The following is a 22,290-nucleotide window of genomic DNA, read 5'->3' as shown; positions in this document are numbered from 1 at the left end:
CGACGACGTTTCGAATTCACGTTTGCGGGCGCCGCATCACTGTCGACGGTAATCCTTCCCGTCTCAATCGCCTTGATAACGTTTTCGGCATTCCAGACCTCGACGGTTGTATGCGTGTTATCAATTCTTTGCTGGCCGAATATGACCTTCCTCCAATGACGAAGTGCAAGACTATTCAGCGCATGCAGGACGGCGGTATATCTGCTGATGGTGCAGTTTTCCAGCGTCTCGACCTGACCTCCAACTTTTATGTAGGGCAGGGCAACGAACGAGCTTACTTACGCGGTATATCTAGTCAGCGTTACCGTAATTCTATTGCTTATCTGTATCCTGATGGAAATACCTGTGTTTGGACACCTAAAGGTGGCGAGAAAGCTGGCCGCCTAGTTTACCCTGGTAATTACGCTAAAGCTGCTGAACTTGATGCTCACCTGCTACCCCGTGTTAAGCGTACCTTCGGTGAAGACTCCGAAGAGTTAGGTTATGTAACGGCACTTCGAGATTGGTGCCGTTCTGTTGGTATGGTCCGGTCAGAAATTAAGTGTCGGGCTGAGTTCTTGAAACGTGAAGGCCTTCATCTTTGGGGCTTATTTGATGAATCTAAACTAGCGGAAATCCACAGGGGTTTTCTTATGATCGGCGAAAAATGTGAAATCAACAACTTTGACGTTTTGACCGTTAAAGATGAATTACTTGCTAAAAATATCGTTTCTTCAACAAAGGCAGCTATGACAACTGCCGGATATGTTGCTCTGTGGCAGTGCGGCCAGACTTTCGATTTTGAAAAGTCCGCCGTAAAGAAGCATCGTGCTCTGTTGCGGCAGCTTGATATTGATATCAAGATCCCATTTGATGCCACTCGCCACGGTGTCGTTTTCATCCGCAACGTTCGCGAAGTTGAGCGTCGGTTTGAAGCTCCTGTTCCATCGTTCTACCGTCACGCTGTAATCCCTCGTCATCTTCAACTGGTGGCAGCATGAAGCGTGTAAGCCAGCAGGGTAAGACCTTGAGTGCGTCCCAGCGCCGACACCTTGAACTCCAGGCGAAAATGCGCCCTCAAGCTGCTATTTCACTGCTTCAATCATCTGCTGACTTTGACAAGCTCCGCGACACGCTGAACTCTCGCATGTTTGTTGGTCCTCCAAAGCCTCTCCACTGCTTCAATATGTCTGACGAGGCTGATGCGGCAAGTTATTGGCGTATGGTCGAGCAATATTCACAATACGGTCGTGCTGAATCCTCACAAGCTGGCACTCCTTCAATTGCTGAATGGATGGGATTCTGATGGACAAGTCCCAATATCAATTGTTGCGCTGGTCCGTGGAGTGTCACATTGCTAACTCTATCTCTGACCCTGTTGCTGCTCGTGCTCTCGCTGATGCTGTTATGCACGACTTTGTTAAAGCTATATCGTCTTCACAAATTGCACGCGCTGCCGGAAAACGTGCGTTTCGCACTTTCCGTCGTGACACCCCCTGCGACGTTCCGCAGTGGGCATTTCGTATCCCGGGATCAAACTCCCGTGAATTTCAACACTAAGGAGTTTTCCTGATGATTATTCTCAGTGGCTTTGTTCAGGCCGTCATTATTAAAAACGAAGATGTTCAAGGCAAAAACCCGTATGCGGTAGTTGCCATTGATGATGTCTCGACCGATCGTGACGGCATTAGCCACACTATGACCCGTAAGATCATGGTAGCGGGCAACGATTACAAGAAAGGCCTGCACAACGCCTATCGCACCCACATCGGCGCTGAGGTTTTCGCACCTGTACGTGTTGAATGTGAGTTGTTCAATAACAAGCCTCAAGAGCGTTACACACTTCAAGGCCCGCCTTTGCACCTTGTCGACCGTTCAGCCGCTCCAACTGTCGTAAAGTCAGTTGACCAGTCAAAAGCCGGTTGAAATAGCCACTCACTTTGAATTAGCGAGGTCGTTATGTCTGACTCTGATGAACAAATCGATTACCAGCCCGATTGCATGATCTGCGGCCAACAGTTGTTTGACGACGACCTGGCTAACGCGCTGGAGAATTACCGCGCCGATGATTACGCCTGTAGCGCCTGCCTCGCTGCCGCTGGGGACGCTTAATCATGCTGCCGCTCTGTGTAGTCCTCGACTCTGATAACCGTCTGGTCGCTCAAGGTGAGTTCTCAGGCGACTGCACAGGGTATGTTTTGCAGACTCCGGCAGACTTTGCCGGGTCAATGACAATTGCGGGCCTGTTTGCTTACCCGGAACCCGCCGCATTCGGGCTCGCATTTGGAACAACGTTCGGCTTGGTACTTTTCCTGGCTGCCGTTGCCTCTACTGTCGGAGAAGTCTCCGGCTTTTTCTCAAGTACGTCACAGGTAGAAGAACTATGAAACAACTCAAAGCGCTGTTCAGCATGTCCAAAACTCAAGCTGCTGTTGCAACTTCCGTTGCCGCAACTGTCGCTGCACCGATGACTTTCGCCGCTGGCAACGACATCGACTTCAGCACCATGATCGGCGGCATTGCCGGTGCCACTGCCATCGCTGCAATCGTCTCTATGGGCGTTGTGAAGATCGGTCCGAACTTCGCCAAGTGGGCCGTAAACAAGGTTGCCAGCTTCTTCTGATTGGCGCTCTGCTGCACCGAGGGTTCCCCGCGGGGAGCCCTTTTTTTTCTCTTCGTCCTGCAGGTGGAAACATGATATGGCTCGTTATCGCGGCTTTTGGCGGATTTGTTACGGCTGGTGTTTGTTGTGTTGCATTCTTCCGACCGTAGAGGCCGCAACTAAGAAGGTCAATCTTCCTTCACTGTCACAGCAAGTTGAAAATGGTTCAGCCTCGTTAGCCAATGATGCGTTAACCATCAGCACGGCGATTGAAGGCGAATATATTCCAGCAGCAACTAAGAATGTTCCCGTGCGTGGCATATTGGGCGGTGCTGAGTTCGGCTTAAACACTATCAAGGCCGGTACAAAAGGAATAATCAAGGGTGGTGTTGCTGGTATTGTCGTCGGAGCCGCTCTCGACCAACTTCTTAAGGGGCTTGGCTGGGCCATGGAAGATGGCACCTTCGTTAAGAAGGGTGATGCTAATACGCCGACTCCTACAACTGGTACAACTGCAACTAACGGCGGCAATTACTACGTCTGGGAGGGTGATCACGGTTCAGTTTTGTCCAGCGCTGAAGCTGGCTGTTTTGCATTGCTCCGAGAGACTGGAGTTGTACAGGCTTGGGGTGATCGCGCAATTCTTACGATGGACGTTATTCGTGAAACATCCGCTGAATGCCATGCTGACAACAACAGGGGTGATTTTCTTATTGGTGTTACTAGTCGTAGGTTTGGTAGTGGATGTCCTCCAAACTCTGATTACAGTCAGACAAGAGGTGCTTGTTATGGCAGCGCCTATATTCCATTGACTGATAAAGATTTCATCGATATGGACACTTGGATAAACAACCAAGATTCCGATTTCGTTAAAGGCATCCTCAAACAGCAGTGCGCCGGTTCTCTTGCGCCTGATCGTTGTTATGAAGGTTTGCGTCAACGTCAATTAGACATGCGTGGTCCCAGCTCAGTAGATGCCGGTAGTACCACAACAAAGTCAACCCATGCCAATTCAGATGGCACTACGTCTACCACAACAACGACCACAAACAACAAGTATGATATTACTTACGGGCCTTCCTCTTTCACTTATAACAAGTCAAGCACTTCAACAACATCAACCGATGGTAAGCCCGGCGATACTACCACCACTACCGAGCAACCATCAGACGAAGCTGATCCAGATGATAGTGATGACGACACCGACGATAAGACTACTCCGTCACCCTGTTCAGGCGCTGGCTGTGATGGTCCTAAGTATGAGAAGTTGTATGAACCCACTAAGGACACCAAAGAGAAGGCACTGGACAGTTATGCGAGCCGTGTTAAGGCGCTTCCGATAGTTGCCTCTGTTGCTGGATTCTTTACTGTCAACGCTTCCGCTGGTTGTCCGTCTTGGTCCACTAATGTTTCATTCGCTGTATTTGCTTCGATGTTTTCATACGATCTGGTGTTCGACTTCTATTGCCAGCCTTGGTTTGTCTCGATGGCTCAGTACGCCAAGATAGTTTTTTCCATCGTATGCGCTTACTTGGCATTCCGTCAGGCCATATTAGACTGAGGTATTTATGCAGGCGATTATCTCCACCATAGTTAGTTGGTTCGGTGCCATCCTTAAATGGTTTGCTCGCATATTTGAATGGCTCGGTGGTCTTTTCAAGGACTTCATGGCGTTCATCCTCGACTTCCCCTTAAAGGTCTTGCAGGGCTTTCTCGATGGCGTCCTCTATTTGCTGGGCATGATCCCCGCTCCCGAATTCCTCACTCAATACGGTTTGCAGTCTCTATTCAACCAATTGCCCGAGGCGGTTCTTTACTTCGTTGGTCTGTTTGGCATACCTCAAGCGCTCGGAATTTTGGGCTTGGGTGTTGGTTTCCGTTTAACTCGTAAATTGCTGACGCTTGGTCAGTGGTAAGGGCAGGGTGGTTATATGATTTTCGGTAGTGAAGGATTGCCGCGCTCTGGCAAAAGTCTTGAATCCATGCAGCATATTGTCGATTCGTTGGTTAAGGGTCGAACCGTGGTCACCAATATCCACGGCATTAACCGCAAAGCCATTTCTGAATATTGTGTTATCCCGCTTCCGACTGTCGATCGTTTGCTTATCACTCTTGAGCATCCTTTCGAGGATCACGAAGAGGAAAAGGTTGTGCCCTGGGTGAAAGAGCAATTTCTCAACAATCAGGTCACTGACTCGCTCTGGATATGGGATGAAATCAACCAGTTCTGGCCCCCTGACCGTCAGCCGCTGTCTGCCAACTGGGCAAAGTTCGTCACCGAGCACGGTCACTATGGCATCGATATTCTGATCATGGGTCAGGACCTAACCGAGCTTCATACCACTTGGCGTAAGCGCCTTCAGCGTTACACCCGATACACCAAGCTCGACATGATGGGTAAGGAGGATTCGTTTCATTGGGCCAGCTATAGCAACGCCGGTCGCAATCGTTTCAAGCGCACGGCTGAAGGCAAGAAGCCCTACAACAAGGCGTTCTTTCCCTTGTATAAGTCGCACCGTGATGAAACTCAGAATAAGGACAACTACAAAGATAAGCGCTACGGCATTTTTCAAACTAAGCACAAGGTTTACGGCCTGATATTCGTCGGCATTTTGATTTATGCCCTCTATTACCTTTGGAGCTTCTTTCACCACACTGAAGTCGCCAAGGTCCCAACGTCTGATCACACCAGCAGCCAGGTCGTCGACAAGGCCCAATCCAAGCCTGCTGATGTCCCTGAGGTGAAAACAAAGCAGGCTCCGGCTCCGGAGACGCAGGGTGGTTCTGTTGCCGCTGGTGTCCAAGCAGCCAAGGCCGAACCAATTGACTACTTCGACAAGTTCGCCAGCCAGTACGATTTGCGCCTTGCAGCTATCCTCGAGCGCACGCCTGTAGAGGGCGATCAGCGCCCATGGCTTGAGTTTCAGATCGACGTGCTGGACAGTGCTTATCGCGTCAAGGAACGTTTCAACCGTGCCTCTATAGCGTCCTTGGGATGGACCGTAGAGCGCACCGAGTACGGCATCAAATTGTCCAAGCAGAACGTCGTCTACGTGGTTCGTCCTTGGCCACTCGAAAACTTTGGCAAGGTTCCCAACAAGTCCCTTGCAGAGCAAAGGCCGAACCCGGCGGCGTCTCAGCTCGCTGAGCCGCCACAGGGTCGGCCAGCTTTTGGTAACACGCTTGCTGGTAACTCTGGCCAACGTTTCACCGTGGTCGAGGACACCAGTCGCGGCGGTCGGAGTGTTCTCAAATGAGTTACGTGCTTGTTGCTCAAACTCACGCTGGCCAATGCTGCGGATCCTGCATCGACCTTGATGATGTACTTGCCGAGGCCGCCATTCACCAGGACAATTTCCTTTGTTGGCTGGTTCTCGATCCTGCAGGACAGGTTGTTTTCATGAGCGTTGACAGGTGGTTCGACGACGTCCAGCTAGATGCTGAACTCGTCGCGTTTGCCCAGGAGAATCTCAATTGAATCTAACGCCCGATGGTTTCACCGGCGATTTGACCGCTTTCTATTTCACCATTGGCGTCCTTGTTTTCTCTTTTTTCGCCGTCCCGTTGCTTCGCTGGCTTTTCTTGGGCATCCCACCCTGGAAGGATTAGAGGCTTCGCATAATATATATTATGTTAAATTATGAAACACTTTACGTTGTACATCAGTGTCCAATGTCACTAACCTCCGTTCACGTTTGCACAAAACCCCGTTTCTCGAAAAATCAGCTATTTGAAAGCTCATCCTCATCCCCTGTCTCATGTTCGCTTCTCGCTGCCGTTTCACTAATCGCCGGTTAGCATCGCGTGTCACGATCAGACTGGCCGTACCTCAATCTCTCTGCTACACGTATAGGTACCACCCAAAGATTCTAGGTTGCTGGTTCCACTATGACGCGGCCGTTCATCCCATTTCCGATTTTCCCATCGTACGACCATTGGCAGCCCAACCAAGTAAAACGGTTCCCGGTCAACGCTCACGTCTCAGCTCGCCTGAACGAAGTTGACGACTCCTGCCTTCCGTTCATGAGCGCCTGGTACGCCGATCGGTACTTGAACTGGATTGCTCATAGTTGGAGTCCACAGACGCCACACCTTCAGTACTACAAGACCATCAACGGTCTGGAAAAGATGCTCAACTGGAGTTTCGCAAACAACCTCTCGTTGCTGGACTGGACGGACGCCGACTTCAAAGACTATGTGGCCTTTGTCCAAACCCCTGACAGTGGCTGGGCCAGTCCTAGCATTCAGCCGCGGTTCTTGGTTAGCTCCGGCAAGGACTACCGCGATTACCCGATAAATCCTGAGTGGAAACTGTTCCATACCGCTCGCACCGCGAACTCGAGCGACGCCATAGATAAGAATGTTTGGAAGCGTGAGATCAGGAGCGTCACGCAGTTCATGGATTTCTACTTGAAGGACGTCTCTGCCACTAGGCCAAACGTAGCCGCTGCCAAGCTGGACTGGCTGTCCTTTAAGGAACCACAGGCTCGAGGCTCCATTTCGGATGCAGTGATGAAGTGGATTTTGAAGACGCTACCGAACCTGCTTAGTCCCCATAACTCACACCTGATCGAAATGTACCTCACGATCGCCAGGTATACGGTCAGACCGATGTGGCAAGTGCTTGGTACGGCTTCTAGCCCTGGGCGTATCGACCAGTTCATGCGTAACGAGCGTGGCGACTGGCTGGAAAGCCATCCCAAGAATGGCTCAATGGTTCCCTTGCCACGGGCATTTTCCCGGACTTTCGACCGATACCTGGTTTACCTGAATATTGATTCTAGCCAGCCGTTGCCAGCGGTGAGCCTGTTTCCGAGGGAGGATTCGCTGGGTGTGCACGATCTCAAAGGTCTATGGCTCATCACGTGCTCGATCAGGCACAACCTCGCGGATATGGCGTTGGCGTCGGATAATCCGGATATTGATGCGCTGATCAACACTCAAGTGCAGGAAAAGTGGTTCTGGGCATGGGTTCTGAACGGCTACACCACCACCGTATCCGGTGACGTGATCAAACTGAAAGCCGCTCGATAAGTAGCGCTCGGTTTAAGAGAGCCCGGTTCGCCGGGCTTTTCTGTTTTTAGCGGTTGGAATGTGTGGTGCCGCAGAAGTGTGCGGCGAAAAAAACGGTTTGAATGTTTGTGGTCCTCAATAAGCATTCGGCGGACCTCTGCGCGCCACTTAGTGTGCGCCCGGATCCGACTTCGCTCTGGCGGCTGCTCTTGCCCTGAAGGCGCTAACTTTGGCAATCGTCCCGCAAGCCCTGCCATCCACCCCGCCTTTGGTCATGCCACACCAACGCTTGCTGCCGTTGCGGGTGTTGTCGTAGAAAGCCCAACGGCAATCGCCACACGTTTTAAGTCGCGACCATGTACCTGACGAAATGGCATTGGCTACCGCCGCAAGAATATAGGCAATGTAACTGCCGTCTGCAGGCATCACACAGAGTTGGGACGCCCCCTCCTCCACAGATTTAACGCGAACTGACAGAGAGACACGCGAGAACCAGGCGTTCAGCAGACCATTCGCCTCATCCAGTCCCTCGCATGACTTACGTAAGTCCGAGCGCAACTCCCGTAGCTGCTCCAAGGAATCCTTATCGGCCGGAGGATGAACCGAAAGTGCCTCGCGCCAGCTTTCAGCATCCCTTGCAAGCAGCGGCAGGTCATCCGTTGCCGTGCGTGTCTGGTTTGGAATCGACCACGTGTTAATGAAGCGTCGAACGTATTCGAGATCCCCCGGTGCTGCTTGATGCTGAGGTTGCATCGCCCTCTCCTATTGCAAACGCCATTTATCTAAGTAACCATCAAAATAACATTGACGGTTACGGAGCCTCAACATGATCAAGGTAGTGCAGCCCGAACGACCGTTCTGGCCCCACGATATCCGCAGATTGCTGTGGATGCAGGGTCTGATGAATGCCTCCCATTTTATGACTATCCCACTGCTGGCCCTGTATATGTCGGCGAACCTTCATTTTGGTGCTGCCGCACTCGCGTCGGTGATGTCCGCCAATTTGCTTTCCGCGCAGGTGTTGCCGCTCGCCGCAGGCGCGATTACTGATCGGTTCGGCTCACACAGGGTCATCACCTTGGGCCTCCTGCTGCGAGGCTTGGGCTTTCTGGGTTTCAGCTATTTCGAGGGGGTGAGCGCCTGGGTAGTCTTCGCGGTGATCGCCGGTACCGGTGTCGCATGCTACGAGGGTGGCGTGTATGGCCTCTTCGGCCGGCAACCCAAAGAATCCCACTCAGCCCTCTTCGCGTCCAACAACCAAATGCTGAACGTCGGAGCAGTGGTGGGTCCTACAGTCGGCGGTCTTGCGGGCCTGGCTGATATCCGTGTGGCTTTCGGAGTCAGCGCCATTTTGTTCATTACCCTCAGCGTCGTCGCCCACCGGTCGAAATTCGGATCATCAGTGAGCTCCCGAAGGCAGTCCATGATTGAAAGCCTGAAGGCGGCCGCCACACATGCCGGGCTATGGCGGTTGATCGTGGTTTCATTACCGTGGTTTTTCCTGTTCCCACAGCTCTACGTTGCGTTTCCAATGTACGCAGGATAACTGGCCGGGCCTCATGCCGCTTCCGCCATTTATGTCATCAATGGCGTGGCCGGCCTCGCCTTTATCATTCTGGCGAAAGGGTGGATGACGAAAGTAAATCCTGCATCACTGACCACTTGGGCGTATCTGGGGGCGGGAGCTAGCTTCGCCAGTCTCGCTATGCTGCGCGGCATCCAATGGTTTCTGCTGTTTATCGTCGCCTATTCAGTCGTCGAGACCATCCTGTTGCCCACGCTCGAAAGCATGACCGCATCATTGGCAACGGAAGGGAGTCAGGGAACATTCTTCGGAGTGATGAGCGCAGTGGGGGCGCTCAGCGGCGCCGCCGGTTATTACGTGGGTAGCTGGCTCATACTAAACCGCACCCCTGTCGAGACCTGGTTAGCATTAGGGAGCGTAGGGCTTTTGGGATTTGTCAGCTCAGTGCTGTTACTTCGTGGGCCGGAATCCAAGGCGCTTGTCAGCTAATCTGCGCCTTGGCGAGCGGGTCGTTCGCGTGCACCGCGCGTCTACAGGTCCGACTACCTTTATTCCTCACCAAGGAGGTGGATTCCTAAATCATGCCGATCAGGCGCAAGGTGTGGCTTGAGCGTCAGTGCCGGAATTTCATAGTCGCCAGCGTTTTGCCTGCGAAACCGCAAAGGCTGGTCAAGGAACAGGTTATCCAGCCGAGTGGCATAGGCTGCGCATATCTGTTCGAACCGATCGGCGTCGGTTTTGCTAGTTTTATAGATCGGGAACGGCGGCATCACAGTGAATCCCGGGTAGAAAAGCACACCGTGCTGGATAGGGAACAGCACGTCATTCAAGGCACCATTGACGCCCCGGCCACTGTAGTGGGACTCCCAACCTCCCATCGTGACCACCAGCATCGCACGCTTGCCCGCCATGCTTCCCTCGCCGTAGCGATCCCCCCAGTGGCTTTCGCTGTGTTCGCCGACGCCGTAGGCAAAACCATGGGCGTACACGCGATCAATCCAGCCCTTCAGAATCGCGGGCATGGAAAACCACCACAAGGGAAACTGGAAGATCACGGCATCGGCCCACAGCAACTTGGCCTGCTCGGTCTCGATGTCCGCCGGCTGGGTACCGGCGACAAATACGCGATGGGACTCTGTCGCCGGGTTGAAGGGCTTATCGCTGGCGTAGCCGGGTGCGTCGTCCGGGTCCAGGGCGGCCTTCCAGCGCATCTGATAGAGATCCGAGACTTGGACGTCATGCCCTGCGGCTGTCAGATGGGCAACCGCAAAATCTCTCAATGCGCCATTGAGAGAGCGAGGTTCGGGGTGGGCATAGATTAGAAGTAGCTTCATTGCGGGCTCCGAGTGGGTTGATGGCCTCACCGTAGCGTCGGGTCTACTATGTTGGAAATGAATTCCCGAAACACATGGTATTTACATGAGCAATAGCTTGCATCGGCTGGATCTAAATCTTTTGGTCACGCTGGACGCGCTGTTGGCCGAGCAAAACGTTACCCGAGCGGCGCGGTTGCTGAACCTTGCTCAGCCAACTGTCAGCCTGCAGCTAGGCCGTCTCAGAGAGATGCTGAACGATCCGTTGTTGCTGCCGGGCCCTCGAGGGATGTTGCCCACAGAGCGGGGTCGCGAATTGCGTGGACCGCTGCGTGAAGCACTCGCGGCTTTAGAAGGCGCGCTCAGCCCCACTGTGGCCTTTGAGCCCTTACTGTCGACTCAAACCTGGAAGGTGGCCGCCAGTGATTACGCCACTGCCGCTCTGGTATGGCCGTCACTCGGGCCGATGCGGCGCCTTGCGCCAAACACTCGATTGGCGCTGCTCAGCAAATACCCGACCGACCTGGCTCATGATCTGGAGAACGGTCGGCTCGACCTGGCTTTGCACATCCGCGATGAAGCGCCGCCGAAGTTACGGCAACGCTCATTGGTTCACGAGCGCTACGTGCTGGCCGGGCGGCGTGATCACCCGGCTTTGGCGTCCAGGCTAAGCCTCAAAGCGTTCTGCAAGCTTGAGCATGCGGTCATGTCTCCAAACGGAGCGGGTTTTGTAGGCAGCACTGACCAGGCACTTGCTGCCAAAGGTCTGGAACGGCGCGTCGTCTTGTCGGTGCCCAACTTCAACTCGCTGCTATCCGCATTGGCGCACAGTGATCTTGTTGCAGTTGTGCCTGAAAGGCTGGTACGTGATGAGCCGGCCCTCCTTGTCCAGGAGCCGCCGCTCAGCATTCCGGGGTTTGAAATGCTCATGCTATGGCCGGAGCGACTGCACCGAGACCCCGCCCATATGTGGCTACGCGAACTCATCGCTTCGAATGTGCCTGGAAAGCCCAATCCCCAGGTCTGAGTAGTCAATGCGACGACTCAATGCTGTCGGTCGATCAGTCGCAGTCGTTCCGACGCTTAACACACGTCAGCGCTGCGACATCGCAACTTACCGGGGAAGCGAGGTCGCCTTTCATCACTCTTTGCAGTGGCCGCGCTTTTTCTGATGCTTGGTGCAGTATTTTTTGTCATCCCCATGCAGCCATTTGTCTTGCTGCGCTTTTTCCCAAGGCGACAGACAGGAATTGAAACCGCGTCCCCACCCTTGCCAGTAGCGCCCTTGGAGATGAGCCCGGGCGTCAGCATCCCGCGCCTCATAGCCCCACCCCTGCTCCCGAGCTTCGCATCCACGATGAAAACCTTCCCCGTAAGCTCCGGTTAGAGGAACTGTCTGAAACCAGGCGCACCCAGTCAGACACAACATCACAGACATGACAATCCAGGTACTGAGGAACCGTTTGGCCACAAAGCCCTTCCCGGGGAGCGAGAGACGTAGAAGTTGAGATCTACGAATGAGATCACAATGGCATCACTTTGTTCGCCGAGAGGTCTGTGCTATCAGGATATTTAGTGCCGAATGAAAAGAAGGTAAGCATGAACAACACCCGAACTGCATTGGTGACAGGTGCTACCAAAGGGATAGGTTTAGCGCTCAGCTGCCATTTGACAGAGTCAGGATGGGATGTGGTTGGCATCGCCAGGCGAGCAATTGACAATTTTCCCGGCACGCTAGTGCTGTGTGATTTAGCTAACGCCCAGAAAACGGGTGAGATGCTTCGGAAACTGTTAGAGCGGACTTCCATTGACGCCGTCGTCAACAATGCAGGTATTGCGACCCCGCAGAGCCTTGAAAAGCTTGACCTTGAGACACTCCACAGCGTCCTTGACCTGAATGTGAGGGCGTCGGTACAGGTCACTCAGGCTTGCCTGCCATCCCTCAAGCAGTCCTCGGCAGGACGCATAGTGAATGTTTGCAGCCGAGCCATTTATGGAGCACGAGATCGAACAGCATACTCTGCCGCCAAAAGCGCTTTGGTGGGCATTACCCGTACTTGGGCGCTTGAATTGGCGCCGATCGGAATCACAGTAAATGCAGTCGCGCCTGGCCCTATAGAAACAGAGCTTTTCCGAGCCACCAGACCAGTGGGGAGTGATGCTGAGCGTCAAATACTATCCACGATTCCGATGCAAAGGCTGGGAACGCCATCAGAAGTTGCCTCTCTGATCACCTTCCTGCTTGGTGAAAATGCATCCTTTGTGACGGGCCAGGTGATCAGCGTCGATGGTGGCGGAAGTCTGGGAGGCAGATAGCGACTTAAGAAGTATAGATAGTCAGCCACCCTCTCATCGCCTTTAGCTCCAAGCGCACCTCCTCCAGCCAAGCAAACCGGCCAGGAGGTTATGTGAAGATGAATTAAATGAGTTCCTCACTGCTTCCGGGGGACTTGCATCGTAAGCAAATAAACGGGGAGCCTCAGGAGATTCCTGTCCCCGCAATCCTCCCCCCGAAGCTGCTAGCGGGCAGTCCTCGGGGGGCAGGCATATCTAAACTGAACTGGAAGGCCCCTGTAGGAGCGTCCCTCGCTCTTCACTCAGCGGCGAAAGAGACGGTCCAGAATCAGCAAAGCAATGCCGCCAATGGCAACTGCAGCGACTGGTTTCTCTTTAACAAACGCAGAGATGCTGTCCATCGCATCGCCATAAGCTTGGGTCAGCTGACCAGAAGCCTGGCGACCGGTACCTTCCGCCTCCAGCTTCGAATCACCAAACAGTTTCCCTACTGCGCTCTGTGCTTTGCCGGCAACCTGCTCTACAACGCCTTCTACCTGTTCGCTCTTCATGATTCACCAAACCTTCGTATGTGAGTGACCCAGGATCAGCCTGGGATTGGCGCAACGTGCGCAGAATTAGGGGACGGGCGCAGTGATTAGTTCAGCGGGGATGAGCCTCTGGATTTCTCCGCATGACACCCACCCCCCCTACCCGTCGCCATCCTGACCGAGACACGGCCTTCGAGAAGGCTACTGACTACTGATTTCGCAACCTTTTAGAACCACAGTGCGACACAACAGTCTGTCCCTACACACCTTTCCATCTCATAGGGATCTTCATGATCATCGTTCACCATCTCAATAATTCCCGCTCGCAGCGCATCCTCTGGCTACTCGAGGAGCTCGCCCTGCCCTACGAAATCAAGCACTACCAAAGAGACGCCAAGACCAACCTGGCGCCACCTGAACTGAAAGCCATAAACCCGCTGGGCAAATCACCGGTTATTCAGGATGGTCCTCATGTGCTGATCGAATCCGGGGCTATCGTCGATTATCTGATCCGCCGCCACGGCGACGGCCGCTTGCAACCTGACCCGGCCACCGCAACCTATGACGAATATGTGCAATGGCTACATTTCGCAGAAGGGTCGGCCATGCTGCCGCTGATGCTGAGTCTTTATGTCGGGCGCCTTGGGGAAGCTGGCAAGCCGCTGCAGCCGCGAATCGAATCTGAACTGGCCAACTATCTAGGTTACCTGGAGACCGCCTTGAAACTTACTCCCTACTTGTTGGGTGAAGAAATCAGCGGCGCGGATATCCAGATGAGCTTTATTGGCGAGTTTGCAAAGTCCCAAGGCATGCTGCACGACTACCCTGGCCTCTCCGCGTGGATCGACCGGTTCCAGGCGCGGCCGGCCTATATCAGTGCGGTAAAAAAAGGCGGTGATTACAAGTTCGCAAGCTGAGTACTAAACACGCCGGCTTGGTAGGTCCTGCCCAGGAAGCGTCTCCAAACGCTTCACAGCTCTCGTCAGAGCGCAATCGCAGCCATAAAAAAGCCGTCTTACGACGGCTATTTCAACTCCAACGGGTCATTTAACCAACCAGTTCTCAACCTCGTCGCCGAACTGGCCTTTCCAGGCCTTCAGCAGCTTGTGGTTGCCGCCCTTGGTTTCTACGACCTCACCTGTCAGGGGGTTTTTATAAACCTTCATCTCTCGGGCCTTGCGTGTCTTTTTCTCGGCAGCCACTGGAGCAGACGGCCGACCGCTGGTTCCCTGAGGATCGAGAATGCCGACTATCTCTCTCAAGCTGAAGCCGTACTCACCGAGCAGGCCACGCAGTTTGGTTTCAAATTCGATTTCTTTCTTCAAACCGCTATCATTTTTCAGGGTTTCAAGTTCGGCGAGCTGGGCTGCGAGCTGTTGTTCAAGTTTGCGAAATTCAGCAAGGCGGGACATTTAAATCTCCAAGGTCGTTTTGATATGACCGATGTTAGCCGAACGCCGGTAATCAGTCATTCGCCTGGTTTTCCTAAACACTCCGCCGAACGGCTGGGCCAGTTCAATAACCCGATGCCGAGAACTCCTAGAGCTACATCAGCGATTATAGGAAGGCGTATTCATCGGCATTGGCCGCGGATTGGCGATGACCCAGCATACGGCCAGTTCACACAGGCGATCACTGTACTCGGCAGGGTCGGTACCGTTTTTTAGTGCAGCAGCGAGCGTGCGGGCTTCGGACAGCTCCAGGTCCCTTAAGGGCACGGCACTGCCTAGATGCTCCACAAGCGCTTTTAGCATTTTCTTGAAATCCGCGTCCCAGTTGGCCGAGCCATTGTCGTTGATCTCTATCGAGATACGGCCACTGATGCGGATCACTTCACCTTGCACCGTAGTTGCTGCACCAGAGGATGGCACCAGCAGTTTCCACAATTGCTGATGCTGGGCAGGCCAGTCAGCTGGTGTCACGACTATCGTAGCTTGACCGTCATGGATGTCGCGCGCGGCAACTGGATTTACATTGAAAAGGCGATAGAGAGTGATCAGGGCTGCATCCGTTGCATGCAGGTAATCAGGGTTGAAGCCGGCTCGGTGAAATTCGAATCCACGGCCGATACGCTCCACCTCCGAACGCATAGCGGCTTCGACTTGCGAACCTGCCTCCAACAAGATCTGAGCGATTTTCGCAGTGGCAGTAATGTCGGCGTTGGACGTGGTCAGCAGTGCGAGGTGCAGCAGGCTGTATCCCTGGCGGCTTCTAACCTCTTTATTGGCGCCTCGGCGGATCAGGGCAGCGATTGCATCGGCCTTGTGACTCTTGATCGCCGCTTGCAGCGGTGTCTCGCTCTGATAATCCTGAGCCTCGATATCGGCCCCTAGATCCAGCAGCAGATCGACACCTCCTTTCCAGCTCGAACCACGATGGTGCAAGGCTGTTCGCTGACACTGGTCACGAGCATCAACGTCTGCGCCCTGCTCCACCAGCCAGCGAACCAGATCATCGGGGCAATTATAAAAACCAAGCGCGGTGCTTTTGCTGTAGCCACCGGTGGCTTCGAGGTCGCACACATCGAACACTGCGATCAACTCGGCAAACGGAGCGTGCTCCAGCAGTTGATCGAAATCCTTCGGGAGTTTCTTTCTTTTACGCGTACTCATTAAGGCAGTCATCATCCTGATAAAGAGGTTTTTCATTATAGATTCACTAGGTTTTTGGTCACAGCTAGGTGAGTTCGCCGGACGCTTACGGCACACTCAACCAAGGTATTACTCAAGGATAAGTCAAGCCGCCCTAAGCCCCGCGTTTTCCCAAGTGTTTGCTTAAACTGCAGCACCGGCCAGGCATCATTAACCAGCCCCATCAGCTTTTTGACAGGCTAGGCTTGTTGCACCTAAAACCTGTGATATGACCCATCTGGCTCGCACGACTGTTGTGTCAGTTCGGCATCGCTAAACCGCTGGGTGATGGCTTGAATGCCAACAATTACGTTGCGGCAGCCGTGAATGCCGACGCAGCGCGCGTACCTGAATCAGACGCTACAAACCGGCTCATCTCAAGGATTAATCACATGTTCCAGACGGTCTTGCTTCGCGATCATATGGGCTATAGCGACACATTTGCATCGTGGCTGCATGAACAGTTCGCGTATGAATTCGCTACTCAGGCGCTCCCTGATTGGCAGCGCGAATTTAAAGATGGCCAGAATGACGGGAACTGGCGAACCGTGATCGCTCTGGAAAATGGTCAGCTCCTTGGAGGGGCCGCCCTGGCCAAAAACGACTCGCCCGATTACTCAGAAGTGGGGCCGTGGCTTGCGTGTGTGCTTGTTGCACCGTCAGCAAGGAAGCGTGGCTTGGCCGAACAGCTAATTGCAGAGGTCTGCTCCACAGCAAAAGAAATCGGACATCCGAAGCTGTATTTGCACACACATGACCGACGTGAGTATTACGCAAAGCGAGGATGGGAGTATCTAGAGTCATTTCGTGCCTGGGGCAAAGAGCATTCGCTAATGCAGCGCAGGCTTTAGGCTTACTCTGTACCGCACAGATGACAGCGCTCAGCTTGAAGGCTGCTGCTGCCCAACCCGGCCCCCCCTTCCAGGCTGCGGTCTACACGCATCGGTTCTTGAGAGAATCGGGGCGATCTGAATCGCCCGGATTAAAGACTCCTCCACTGAGAGTGTCGGTGCGCACACGTGTTATCCCTTCGGGTGAAGTGTCGCCGCCCAATAATTGGATTCGGGCTCTTTTCAATGGAGTTTTACGTGAAGTCTTTCAGCAAAATCATCGCTTCTGCAGCATGTGGTCTGGTTCTAGCGGGTTGCACCGGCACCGCCATGAAGACCCAGCAATACGACAGCAGCCAGTACACTGTCGTTGGCCACAGTGAGGCAAGCGCCACTGGCCTGATGCTCTTCGGTCTGATCCCGATTCGTCAAAACGACCGTTTCGTCCGCGCTCAGAGTTACGCCATCCAAGCCAAAGGTGGCGATGCGCTGATCAATACTCAAGTGCAGGAAAAGAGGTTTTGGGCATGGGTTCTGAACGGCTACACCACCACCGTATCCGGTGACGTGATCAAACTTAAAGCCGCTCGATAAGCAGCGTTCGGTTCAAGAGAGCCCGGTTCGCCGGGCTTTTCTGTTTCTGAAGGTTGGAATGTTTGGTGTCGGATAGGTGCAGCGGGCGCGTTGGGCTACTTTAAACTGACCTCTAGCCTTCACAAGCCGACTCGCGCCGGATCAAACCCATGGCAGCGTTGCGCAGCTATTTTGCTAGCTGGTAAGTTCTATGATTAATCCAGAGCGCACGCAGGCACAAATTAAAAAACTTTGAGTTCGAGCAAGCTGATCGAATTCCAAAGGGGCCTGGAGCATACACACCGTTCGTTGAACCAGACGGATTGTATCGCTCACGTCTTGCGGTCACTACCAGCATGACCGCTCCTCATCGGTTCTTGAGCTAAATAGATAATGTATTCGTCACTGACGTCCGTGATTCAAAAATGGCAAATGGAGTTTTCCAAAAACGGTCGCCTAACGTGCTGGACGGTAATGGAGCGCTCGACTTGGCAACGGCTGAAGGCTGAGGGGGAGCTTACGTGCCCCATCAGCAACACCGATGATGACCCCATCTTTCAGAACGCTTATGCCTGGATGAAGGACTCGATGGCCAGCGCTGGGATACTCGCCCCCGCGCAGGGCTTATCTCCTTGGTGGTGCTGGGTAAAGCGTGACGAGAGCCATCCTGAGCCCTTCATTGAAGACGCGGAAGGTCTTAGAGATCCTGTGGTGCTTCAACTCGCCGTTCCCTCCGAACAGGTTGTCCTGTCCTGCTTTGACCTTTGGCATTTTGTACTCAACAACTGGTATGTCTGGTCGTCGGAGCTTGATGAGCAAGATTTTGATCGGGCTAAGGAAGATGTTGAGGAAGGATCCGATGCTGCGCAGCAGCTCCGGCAACGGATGCAGAAATCATGGTCAGCAGTATTTGAGCTGGATCAGAGTGCCGTTGACATGGGCCCATTTGAAGCCAAAAGCATCCAGGGATGTTTTTGGACTCTGAGATTGACGGACGTGACAGCTGTGATCGAGCCGGTTGCTTTGACCTCTCACCACTAACCTTAAATTTCCTGATCAATTAGGGGTGGTCAACTTCTGCATCCATCCGAACAAGTCATCTACCCTGCCCCGCATTTGCGCATCTTTCGACACCTTACTGATCTGCACAAGAGGCCTACCCGTTTGCTAACGCAGGACGAAGTGCCTGCGAGCAGCCACAAGCATTCCAATTCATTCAGTCAACGGCGGCAACCTGCGCTTTACAGGCGTCTTTTTGACAATTGCTGTATTAGTCTCGGCATAGGCATTCAGGCGATCAAGCAATGCGTCTAGCTGATCCATCGTCCGTACATGCAGCTTGGCGATGAAGCAGTCCTCGCCGGTAACCTTGTCGCATTCCGTAAACTCCGGAATAGATTGAATCTGCCGCTCGACCTCCTGCAACTGTCCGGGAAGCGGACGTATGCGCACAATGGCCTGAAGCATGTAACCAAATTGTTTTGGGTCAATTTCCACGGTGTAAGCGTTAAGCACTCCGCGCTCTTCAAGGCGGCGCAGCCGCTCGGCAACGCTGGGGGAAGAAAGGCCGCTGACGTTGGCGAGAGCCTTCAGAGACAGGCGCGAGTCTTTCATCAGTGCAGCGATGAGTAAATGATCTATAGCGTCAGTCATTATTCGCTCGAAGGCTTAAATACTATTTATCCTACAAAAGAAAGGCCAAAACGACGTTTGGCCTTTTCTGTTGCATGGAAGCGGTTGCACTCAGCTTGCCATAATTTATCCTCAATCGAGGAGCACATCATGGACAATTCTGTACGTCGCGGCACATGGGAAATGGTCTTCGCGATGTTGATTTCCGGGACGATCGGCTGGTTTGTGCTTGCATCCCAAGTACCGCTTGTCGAAGTCGTCTTTTGGCGCTGTGTCATTGGAGGAGTGACCTTAGCCGCCGTCTGCAAGACGATGGGTTACCTGAGCATTCGCCTCCTTACCCTGCGAACACTCGGGTTGGCAGTGCTCAGCGGCGTGGCGATCGTCGGTAACTGGCTGCTGCTGTTTGGGTCGTACAGCAAAGCGTCGATCGCCATCGGGACAGCGGTCTATAACGTCCAGCCCTTTATTTTGGTCGTGTTGGCCGCTGTGTTCCTCGGGGAAAAGGTGACGTTGAAGAAGCTTGCCTGGCTGTCGGTTGCATTCTTGGGAATGCTAGCCATTGCCAGTGCACACGGTGACCAGCAAACCAGTGGCAGCGATTACCTCGTTGGTGTGGCGCTGGCAGCAGCCGCCGCGTTTCTCTACGCCGTCGCGGCCTTGCTCATTAAGCGCTTACAAGGCGTGCCACCGCATTTGATTGCGCTCATTCAGGTCATCACCGGCGCCGCACTACTGGCTCCCACAGTTAATTGGCAGAGTGTGCCTTCGGCACCAGTATCTTGGGCCGCGCTGGGTATCTTGGGTGTGGTACACACCGGTTTGATGTACATCTTGCTGTACGGGGCTATTCAAAAGTTGCCGACGACGCTGACGGGCGCACTGTCTTTCATCTACCCGGTGGCTGCCATCCTGGTGGACTGGATTGCGTTCGGTCACCGGCTGGGAACGATGCAATGGATTGGTGTAAGTGCGATCTTGATCGCGGCAGCGGGCATGCAGCGTGGCTGGGGATTACGTTCGGTGATCCGAGTCAAGGCTGAGTCGATTTGATTGCGCATGCAGATGCTCCAGACGCTGCGATGCAACGCAGTTTCAATTGATGATGAATGTGCCTCAGGCCAGGCTCAGCCGGGGCCGTCATCCGTGGCGGTTAACCGCGCCACCATGATTCAAGCAGGTTATGCCGCCAGGAGGCATCAGAGGTTGGTTGAACACCGAAATGCAGAGAGTTCTTCGGCGAATCAGGAACTCGATCTATTGAACGTCCGATGACAAGTCCAACCCCACCCCCGTCATCTCCTCAATCAGCAACACCATCGACGCCGTGTACTCGACATTCGATCGCGTCACAATCTCATAAGGCTCGCTAGTGGACTGAATCGTCAGCGCCAGTTTCACCAACATACCGTGCTCCACCGCCATTTGAGCGACGTCGTTCGGCATGACGGCTACCAGATTCGGATCCTTGAGCAGCAGCGACAACGTCGTGAAGGTCGACGAGGTTTCAATCGCGTAAAGCGGAAAGCTCAGCCCCACCTGGCGAAACTCGCGCTCCAACGTCAGGCGCATGGGCATGTTGACCGGGAAGACCACCCAGCGACTGTCCATCAAGTCGTCCAAGTGCAGCTTCGGCGCATGTGCGAGGCGATGCGCCGGATTCGCCACCACCACCAGCGGTTCCTGTGCGCGGAAGCGGGTTTGATAAGCGCCCGGACGCGGGCTCACGCTGGTTCGGCAGATCGCAACGTCCAGCCTCCCCTGATCCAGCAAGCTCAACAACCGCGAACTGGTGTCTTCGACGATGGAAATTGACAACTCCGGCTGTTTGTCACGCAGTCGCGCCAGGCTGTCCACCAGCGTCGGCACGGCCCCCATGATCGTACCGATCGCCAGGCGCCCGCCTTGTCCTTTCAGGATGCCGACCATTTCTTCGCGAAGGTGCTCAAGGTCGGTTTGAATCAAACGGGCATAACGAATCACGCAGCGGCCAAGATCGTTGGCCTCCAGACCCTTGCTCGTGCGCTCGAAGAGGCTGGAACCGAAAACCGTCTCGATTTCCTGCAACGCCTTGGTGGCGCCCGGTTGAGACAGCGCCATGATCTCGGACGCCTTGCGCACCGAGCCATGCTCGTCGAGGGCAATCAACAGGCGCAGCTGCTTGAGTCGCAGGCGAGACACCATGGATGAGAAGGACGGCAGCATGGCTATACCTAAAGGTTATCGCTTGGGTCGTAACTCTCATTAGGCAGCAGCAGACTGGAAATTTAAAGTGGCCTCAACCATAACAACAAGCCGAGGCCTCACCATGCGTTTAATCCAGTTTGAAGATTCCACGGGCCAGCGTCGTGTTGGCGTGGTCGAGGGCGACTCGATTCAGGTGGTCAACGGCACATCCAGCACGCGCACCCTTGCCCTCGCCGCCATTGCCAATGGCCACAGTCTGCAGCAGGAAGTTCAGAGCGCGGGCACCGCACTGAGTGCCGAAAGTTATACCCATCTATTGGACACAGGCCGCGTCCTGCCGCCACTGGACCATGAAGACCCGGCCCACTGCCTGATCAGCGGCACTGGTCTTACCCACCTGGGAAGCGCTTCGACTCGCGACAAGATGCACCAGGAAAAAGCCGACAATCAGGCTGAGATGACGGACACCGCGCGGATGTTCCAGTGGGGCATCGACGGCGGCCGCCCGGCAGCCGGTGCTGTGGGCGTTCAGCCAGAATGGTTCTACAAGGGCGACGGTTCGATTGTGGTACGGCCGAATCAGGCCTTCCAGTCGCCGGGCTTCGCCGAGGATGCGGGCGAAGAGCCCGAGCTGACCGGCCTCTACGTGATCGGCCATGACGGCAAGCCTCACCGCCTGGGCTTCGCCTTGGGCAACGAGTTCTCCGACCATGTCATGGAGCGCCGCAATTACCTGTACCTGGCCCACTCCAAGCTGCGCAACTGCGCCTACGGGCCAGAGCTGCGCGTCGGTGAGTTGCCCCGGCACCTGGCGGGCACCAGCCGGATCTGGCGCGACGGCAAGGTGCTCTGGGAAAAAGAGTTTCTCAGCGGCCAGGACAACATGTGTCACAGCCTGGAGAATCTGGAATACCACCACTTCAAGTACACCCAGTTCCTGCGCCCGGGTGATGTGCATGTGCACTTCTTCGGCACGGCCACCCTTTCAGTCGCGGACAACGTCAAAACTCAGCCGGGTGATCGGTTCGAGATCAGCATGAACGAGTTCGGAAAGCCGCTGTGCAACAGCATCGAAGTCGCGCCTTCTGCGTTCAATATTGGAGACGTGAGGTCGCTGTGACAGGTCAGGCCCTGCATCGGGCCTTTAGCAAGGGATGCATTTCATAATAAACATAAGAGTG

Annotated in this window: 27 protein-coding genes; 20 read left to right on the top strand and 7 right to left on the bottom strand. The window is 54.2% G+C overall.

The features are described 5' to 3' along the window. From IFT47_RS20520 to IFT47_RS20475, 10 genes are all read left to right on the top strand, one after another. A partial coding sequence (locus IFT47_RS20520; protein WP_206759205.1) for a phage/plasmid replication domain-containing protein occupies nucleotides 1-980 on the top strand: 980 nt, incomplete at its 5' end. Beyond that, nucleotides 977-1,285 carry a hypothetical protein gene (locus tag IFT47_RS20515; protein WP_192174724.1) on the top strand — a complete coding sequence of 103 codons (309 nt, stop codon included), beginning with the start codon at nucleotides 977-979 and terminating at the stop codon, nucleotides 1,283-1,285. The genes IFT47_RS20520 and IFT47_RS20515, both read left to right, overlap by 4 nt. Before the next feature lie 266 nt (nucleotides 1,286-1,551). Further along, entirely contained in the window at nucleotides 1,552-1,905 is a 354-nt protein-coding gene (locus IFT47_RS20510) for a hypothetical protein (RefSeq protein WP_192174723.1), read from the top strand. 33 nt (nucleotides 1,906-1,938) lie between these two features. Then, complete coding sequence (locus IFT47_RS20505) at nucleotides 1,939-2,091, top strand: hypothetical protein (protein ID WP_192174722.1); 153 nt, start codon at nucleotides 1,939-1,941, stop codon at nucleotides 2,089-2,091. A 271-nt stretch (nucleotides 2,092-2,362) separates the two neighbouring features. Then, the gene (locus IFT47_RS20500) at nucleotides 2,363-2,602 is read left to right on the top strand and encodes a hypothetical protein (RefSeq protein WP_192174721.1); all 240 of its coding nucleotides are present in this window, start codon (nucleotides 2,363-2,365) and stop codon (nucleotides 2,600-2,602) included. Nucleotides 2,603-2,678: 76 nt separating this feature from the next. After that, nucleotides 2,679-4,142 (top strand): hypothetical protein, encoded by a 1,464-nt coding sequence (locus IFT47_RS20495; RefSeq protein ID WP_192174720.1) that lies wholly within the window; start codon nucleotides 2,679-2,681, stop codon nucleotides 4,140-4,142. A gap of 7 nt (nucleotides 4,143-4,149) precedes the next feature. Continuing rightward, complete coding sequence (locus IFT47_RS20490) at nucleotides 4,150-4,497, top strand: DUF2523 family protein (RefSeq protein ID WP_192174719.1); 348 nt, start codon at nucleotides 4,150-4,152, stop codon at nucleotides 4,495-4,497. 15 nt (nucleotides 4,498-4,512) lie between these two features. Next, nucleotides 4,513-5,838, top strand: coding sequence for a zonular occludens toxin domain-containing protein (locus IFT47_RS20485; protein WP_192174718.1), 1,326 nt, complete (start codon nucleotides 4,513-4,515; stop codon nucleotides 5,836-5,838). Next, complete coding sequence (locus tag IFT47_RS20480; protein ID WP_192174717.1) at nucleotides 5,835-6,059, top strand: hypothetical protein; 225 nt, start codon at nucleotides 5,835-5,837, stop codon at nucleotides 6,057-6,059. The genes IFT47_RS20485 and IFT47_RS20480 overlap by 4 nt, the downstream gene beginning before the upstream one ends. A gap of 410 nt (nucleotides 6,060-6,469) precedes the next feature. After that, complete coding sequence (locus IFT47_RS20475; protein WP_192174734.1) at nucleotides 6,470-7,615, top strand: integrase; 1,146 nt, start codon at nucleotides 6,470-6,472, stop codon at nucleotides 7,613-7,615. Nucleotides 7,616-7,762: 147 nt separating this feature from the next. Here IFT47_RS20475 and IFT47_RS20470 read toward each other — a convergent pair whose 3' ends face one another. Next, a complete protein-coding gene (locus tag IFT47_RS20470; RefSeq protein WP_192174716.1) occupies nucleotides 7,763-8,347 on the bottom strand; it encodes a CGNR zinc finger domain-containing protein in 585 nt (194 codons plus the stop codon). Nucleotides 8,348-8,420: 73 nt separating this feature from the next. Between IFT47_RS20470 and IFT47_RS20465 the strand changes: the two genes are divergently transcribed. Together IFT47_RS20465 and IFT47_RS20460 are read left to right on the top strand one after the other, a co-directional pair. Next, nucleotides 8,421-9,140: an MFS transporter gene (locus IFT47_RS20465; RefSeq protein WP_192174715.1), complete on the top strand. Its 720-nt coding sequence runs from the start codon at nucleotides 8,421-8,423 to the stop codon at nucleotides 9,138-9,140. Nucleotides 9,141-9,224: 84 nt separating this feature from the next. Beyond that, nucleotides 9,225-9,608 carry a hypothetical protein gene (locus IFT47_RS20460; RefSeq protein ID WP_192174714.1) on the top strand — a complete coding sequence of 128 codons (384 nt, stop codon included), beginning with the start codon at nucleotides 9,225-9,227 and terminating at the stop codon, nucleotides 9,606-9,608. Nucleotides 9,609-9,667: 59 nt separating this feature from the next. Here the strand turns inward: IFT47_RS20460 and IFT47_RS20455 are convergent, their stop codons facing one another. Further along, entirely contained in the window at nucleotides 9,668-10,453 is a 786-nt protein-coding gene (locus tag IFT47_RS20455) for an NAD(P)H-dependent oxidoreductase (RefSeq protein ID WP_192174713.1), read from the bottom strand. Nucleotides 10,454-10,538: 85 nt separating this feature from the next. Here IFT47_RS20455 and IFT47_RS20450 point away from each other — a divergent pair, with 85 nt between their 5' ends. Further along, on the top strand, nucleotides 10,539-11,459 hold the full coding sequence (locus IFT47_RS20450; protein WP_192174712.1) for a LysR family transcriptional regulator: 921 nt from the start codon (nucleotides 10,539-10,541) through the stop codon (nucleotides 11,457-11,459). Nucleotides 11,460-12,031: 572 nt separating this feature from the next. Further along, on the top strand, nucleotides 12,032-12,748 hold the full coding sequence (locus tag IFT47_RS20445; RefSeq protein ID WP_192174711.1) for an SDR family oxidoreductase: 717 nt from the start codon (nucleotides 12,032-12,034) through the stop codon (nucleotides 12,746-12,748). Nucleotides 12,749-13,029: 281 nt separating this feature from the next. Here the strand turns inward: IFT47_RS20445 and IFT47_RS20440 are convergent, their stop codons facing one another. Beyond that, nucleotides 13,030-13,278: a CsbD family protein gene (locus IFT47_RS20440; protein ID WP_133775252.1), complete on the bottom strand. Its 249-nt coding sequence runs from the start codon at nucleotides 13,276-13,278 to the stop codon at nucleotides 13,030-13,032. Between the two features lie 269 nt (nucleotides 13,279-13,547). Here IFT47_RS20440 and IFT47_RS20435 point away from each other — a divergent pair, with 269 nt between their 5' ends. Further along, a complete protein-coding gene (locus IFT47_RS20435) occupies nucleotides 13,548-14,174 on the top strand; it encodes a glutathione S-transferase family protein (protein WP_192174710.1) in 627 nt (208 codons plus the stop codon). A gap of 126 nt (nucleotides 14,175-14,300) precedes the next feature. Here IFT47_RS20435 and IFT47_RS20430 read toward each other — a convergent pair whose 3' ends face one another. Then, nucleotides 14,301-14,669, bottom strand: a complete 369-nt coding sequence (locus IFT47_RS20430) for a histone-like nucleoid-structuring protein, MvaT/MvaU family (protein ID WP_192174709.1) — start codon at nucleotides 14,667-14,669, stop codon at nucleotides 14,301-14,303. Between the two features lie 138 nt (nucleotides 14,670-14,807). Next, nucleotides 14,808-15,905 (bottom strand): ankyrin repeat domain-containing protein, encoded by a 1,098-nt coding sequence (locus IFT47_RS20425; RefSeq protein ID WP_244656060.1) that lies wholly within the window; start codon nucleotides 15,903-15,905, stop codon nucleotides 14,808-14,810. Nucleotides 15,906-16,279: 374 nt separating this feature from the next. On the opposite strand from IFT47_RS20425, the gene IFT47_RS20420 reads away from it, so the two are divergent. From IFT47_RS20420 to IFT47_RS20410, 3 genes are all read left to right on the top strand, one after another. Beyond that, nucleotides 16,280-16,738, top strand: coding sequence for a GNAT family N-acetyltransferase (locus tag IFT47_RS20420; protein WP_192174708.1), 459 nt, complete (start codon nucleotides 16,280-16,282; stop codon nucleotides 16,736-16,738). 237 nt (nucleotides 16,739-16,975) lie between these two features. Continuing rightward, nucleotides 16,976-17,311 carry a hypothetical protein gene (locus tag IFT47_RS20415; protein ID WP_192174707.1) on the top strand — a complete coding sequence of 112 codons (336 nt, stop codon included), beginning with the start codon at nucleotides 16,976-16,978 and terminating at the stop codon, nucleotides 17,309-17,311. Between the two features lie 372 nt (nucleotides 17,312-17,683). After that, the gene (locus IFT47_RS20410; protein WP_244656059.1) at nucleotides 17,684-18,331 is read left to right on the top strand and encodes a DUF3841 domain-containing protein; all 648 of its coding nucleotides are present in this window, start codon (nucleotides 17,684-17,686) and stop codon (nucleotides 18,329-18,331) included. A 171-nt stretch (nucleotides 18,332-18,502) separates the two neighbouring features. Here the strand turns inward: IFT47_RS20410 and IFT47_RS20405 are convergent, their stop codons facing one another. Next, nucleotides 18,503-18,943 (bottom strand): Lrp/AsnC family transcriptional regulator, encoded by a 441-nt coding sequence (locus IFT47_RS20405; RefSeq protein ID WP_192174706.1) that lies wholly within the window; start codon nucleotides 18,941-18,943, stop codon nucleotides 18,503-18,505. Nucleotides 18,944-19,072: 129 nt separating this feature from the next. On the opposite strand from IFT47_RS20405, the gene IFT47_RS20400 reads away from it, so the two are divergent. Beyond that, nucleotides 19,073-19,975, top strand: coding sequence for a DMT family transporter (locus IFT47_RS20400; protein WP_192174705.1), 903 nt, complete (start codon nucleotides 19,073-19,075; stop codon nucleotides 19,973-19,975). A 204-nt stretch (nucleotides 19,976-20,179) separates the two neighbouring features. On the opposite strand, the gene IFT47_RS20395 is transcribed toward IFT47_RS20400, so the two are convergent. Then, a complete protein-coding gene (locus IFT47_RS20395; protein ID WP_192174704.1) occupies nucleotides 20,180-21,127 on the bottom strand; it encodes a LysR family transcriptional regulator in 948 nt (315 codons plus the stop codon). Nucleotides 21,128-21,230: 103 nt separating this feature from the next. Here IFT47_RS20395 and araD1 point away from each other — a divergent pair, with 103 nt between their 5' ends. Further along, nucleotides 21,231-22,229: an AraD1 family protein gene (gene araD1, locus IFT47_RS20390; RefSeq protein ID WP_192174703.1), complete on the top strand. Its 999-nt coding sequence runs from the start codon at nucleotides 21,231-21,233 to the stop codon at nucleotides 22,227-22,229. Nucleotides 22,230-22,290 lie beyond the last annotated feature (61 nt).

Origin of the sequence: Pseudomonas sp. CFBP 13711 (genome assembly GCF_014842265.1) — a bacterium.
Classification (GTDB): Bacteria; Pseudomonadota; Gammaproteobacteria; order Pseudomonadales; family Pseudomonadaceae; genus Aquipseudomonas.
The sequence above is the reverse complement of the archived record's forward strand: the minus strand, read 5'-3'. Positions and strand labels throughout refer to the sequence as shown.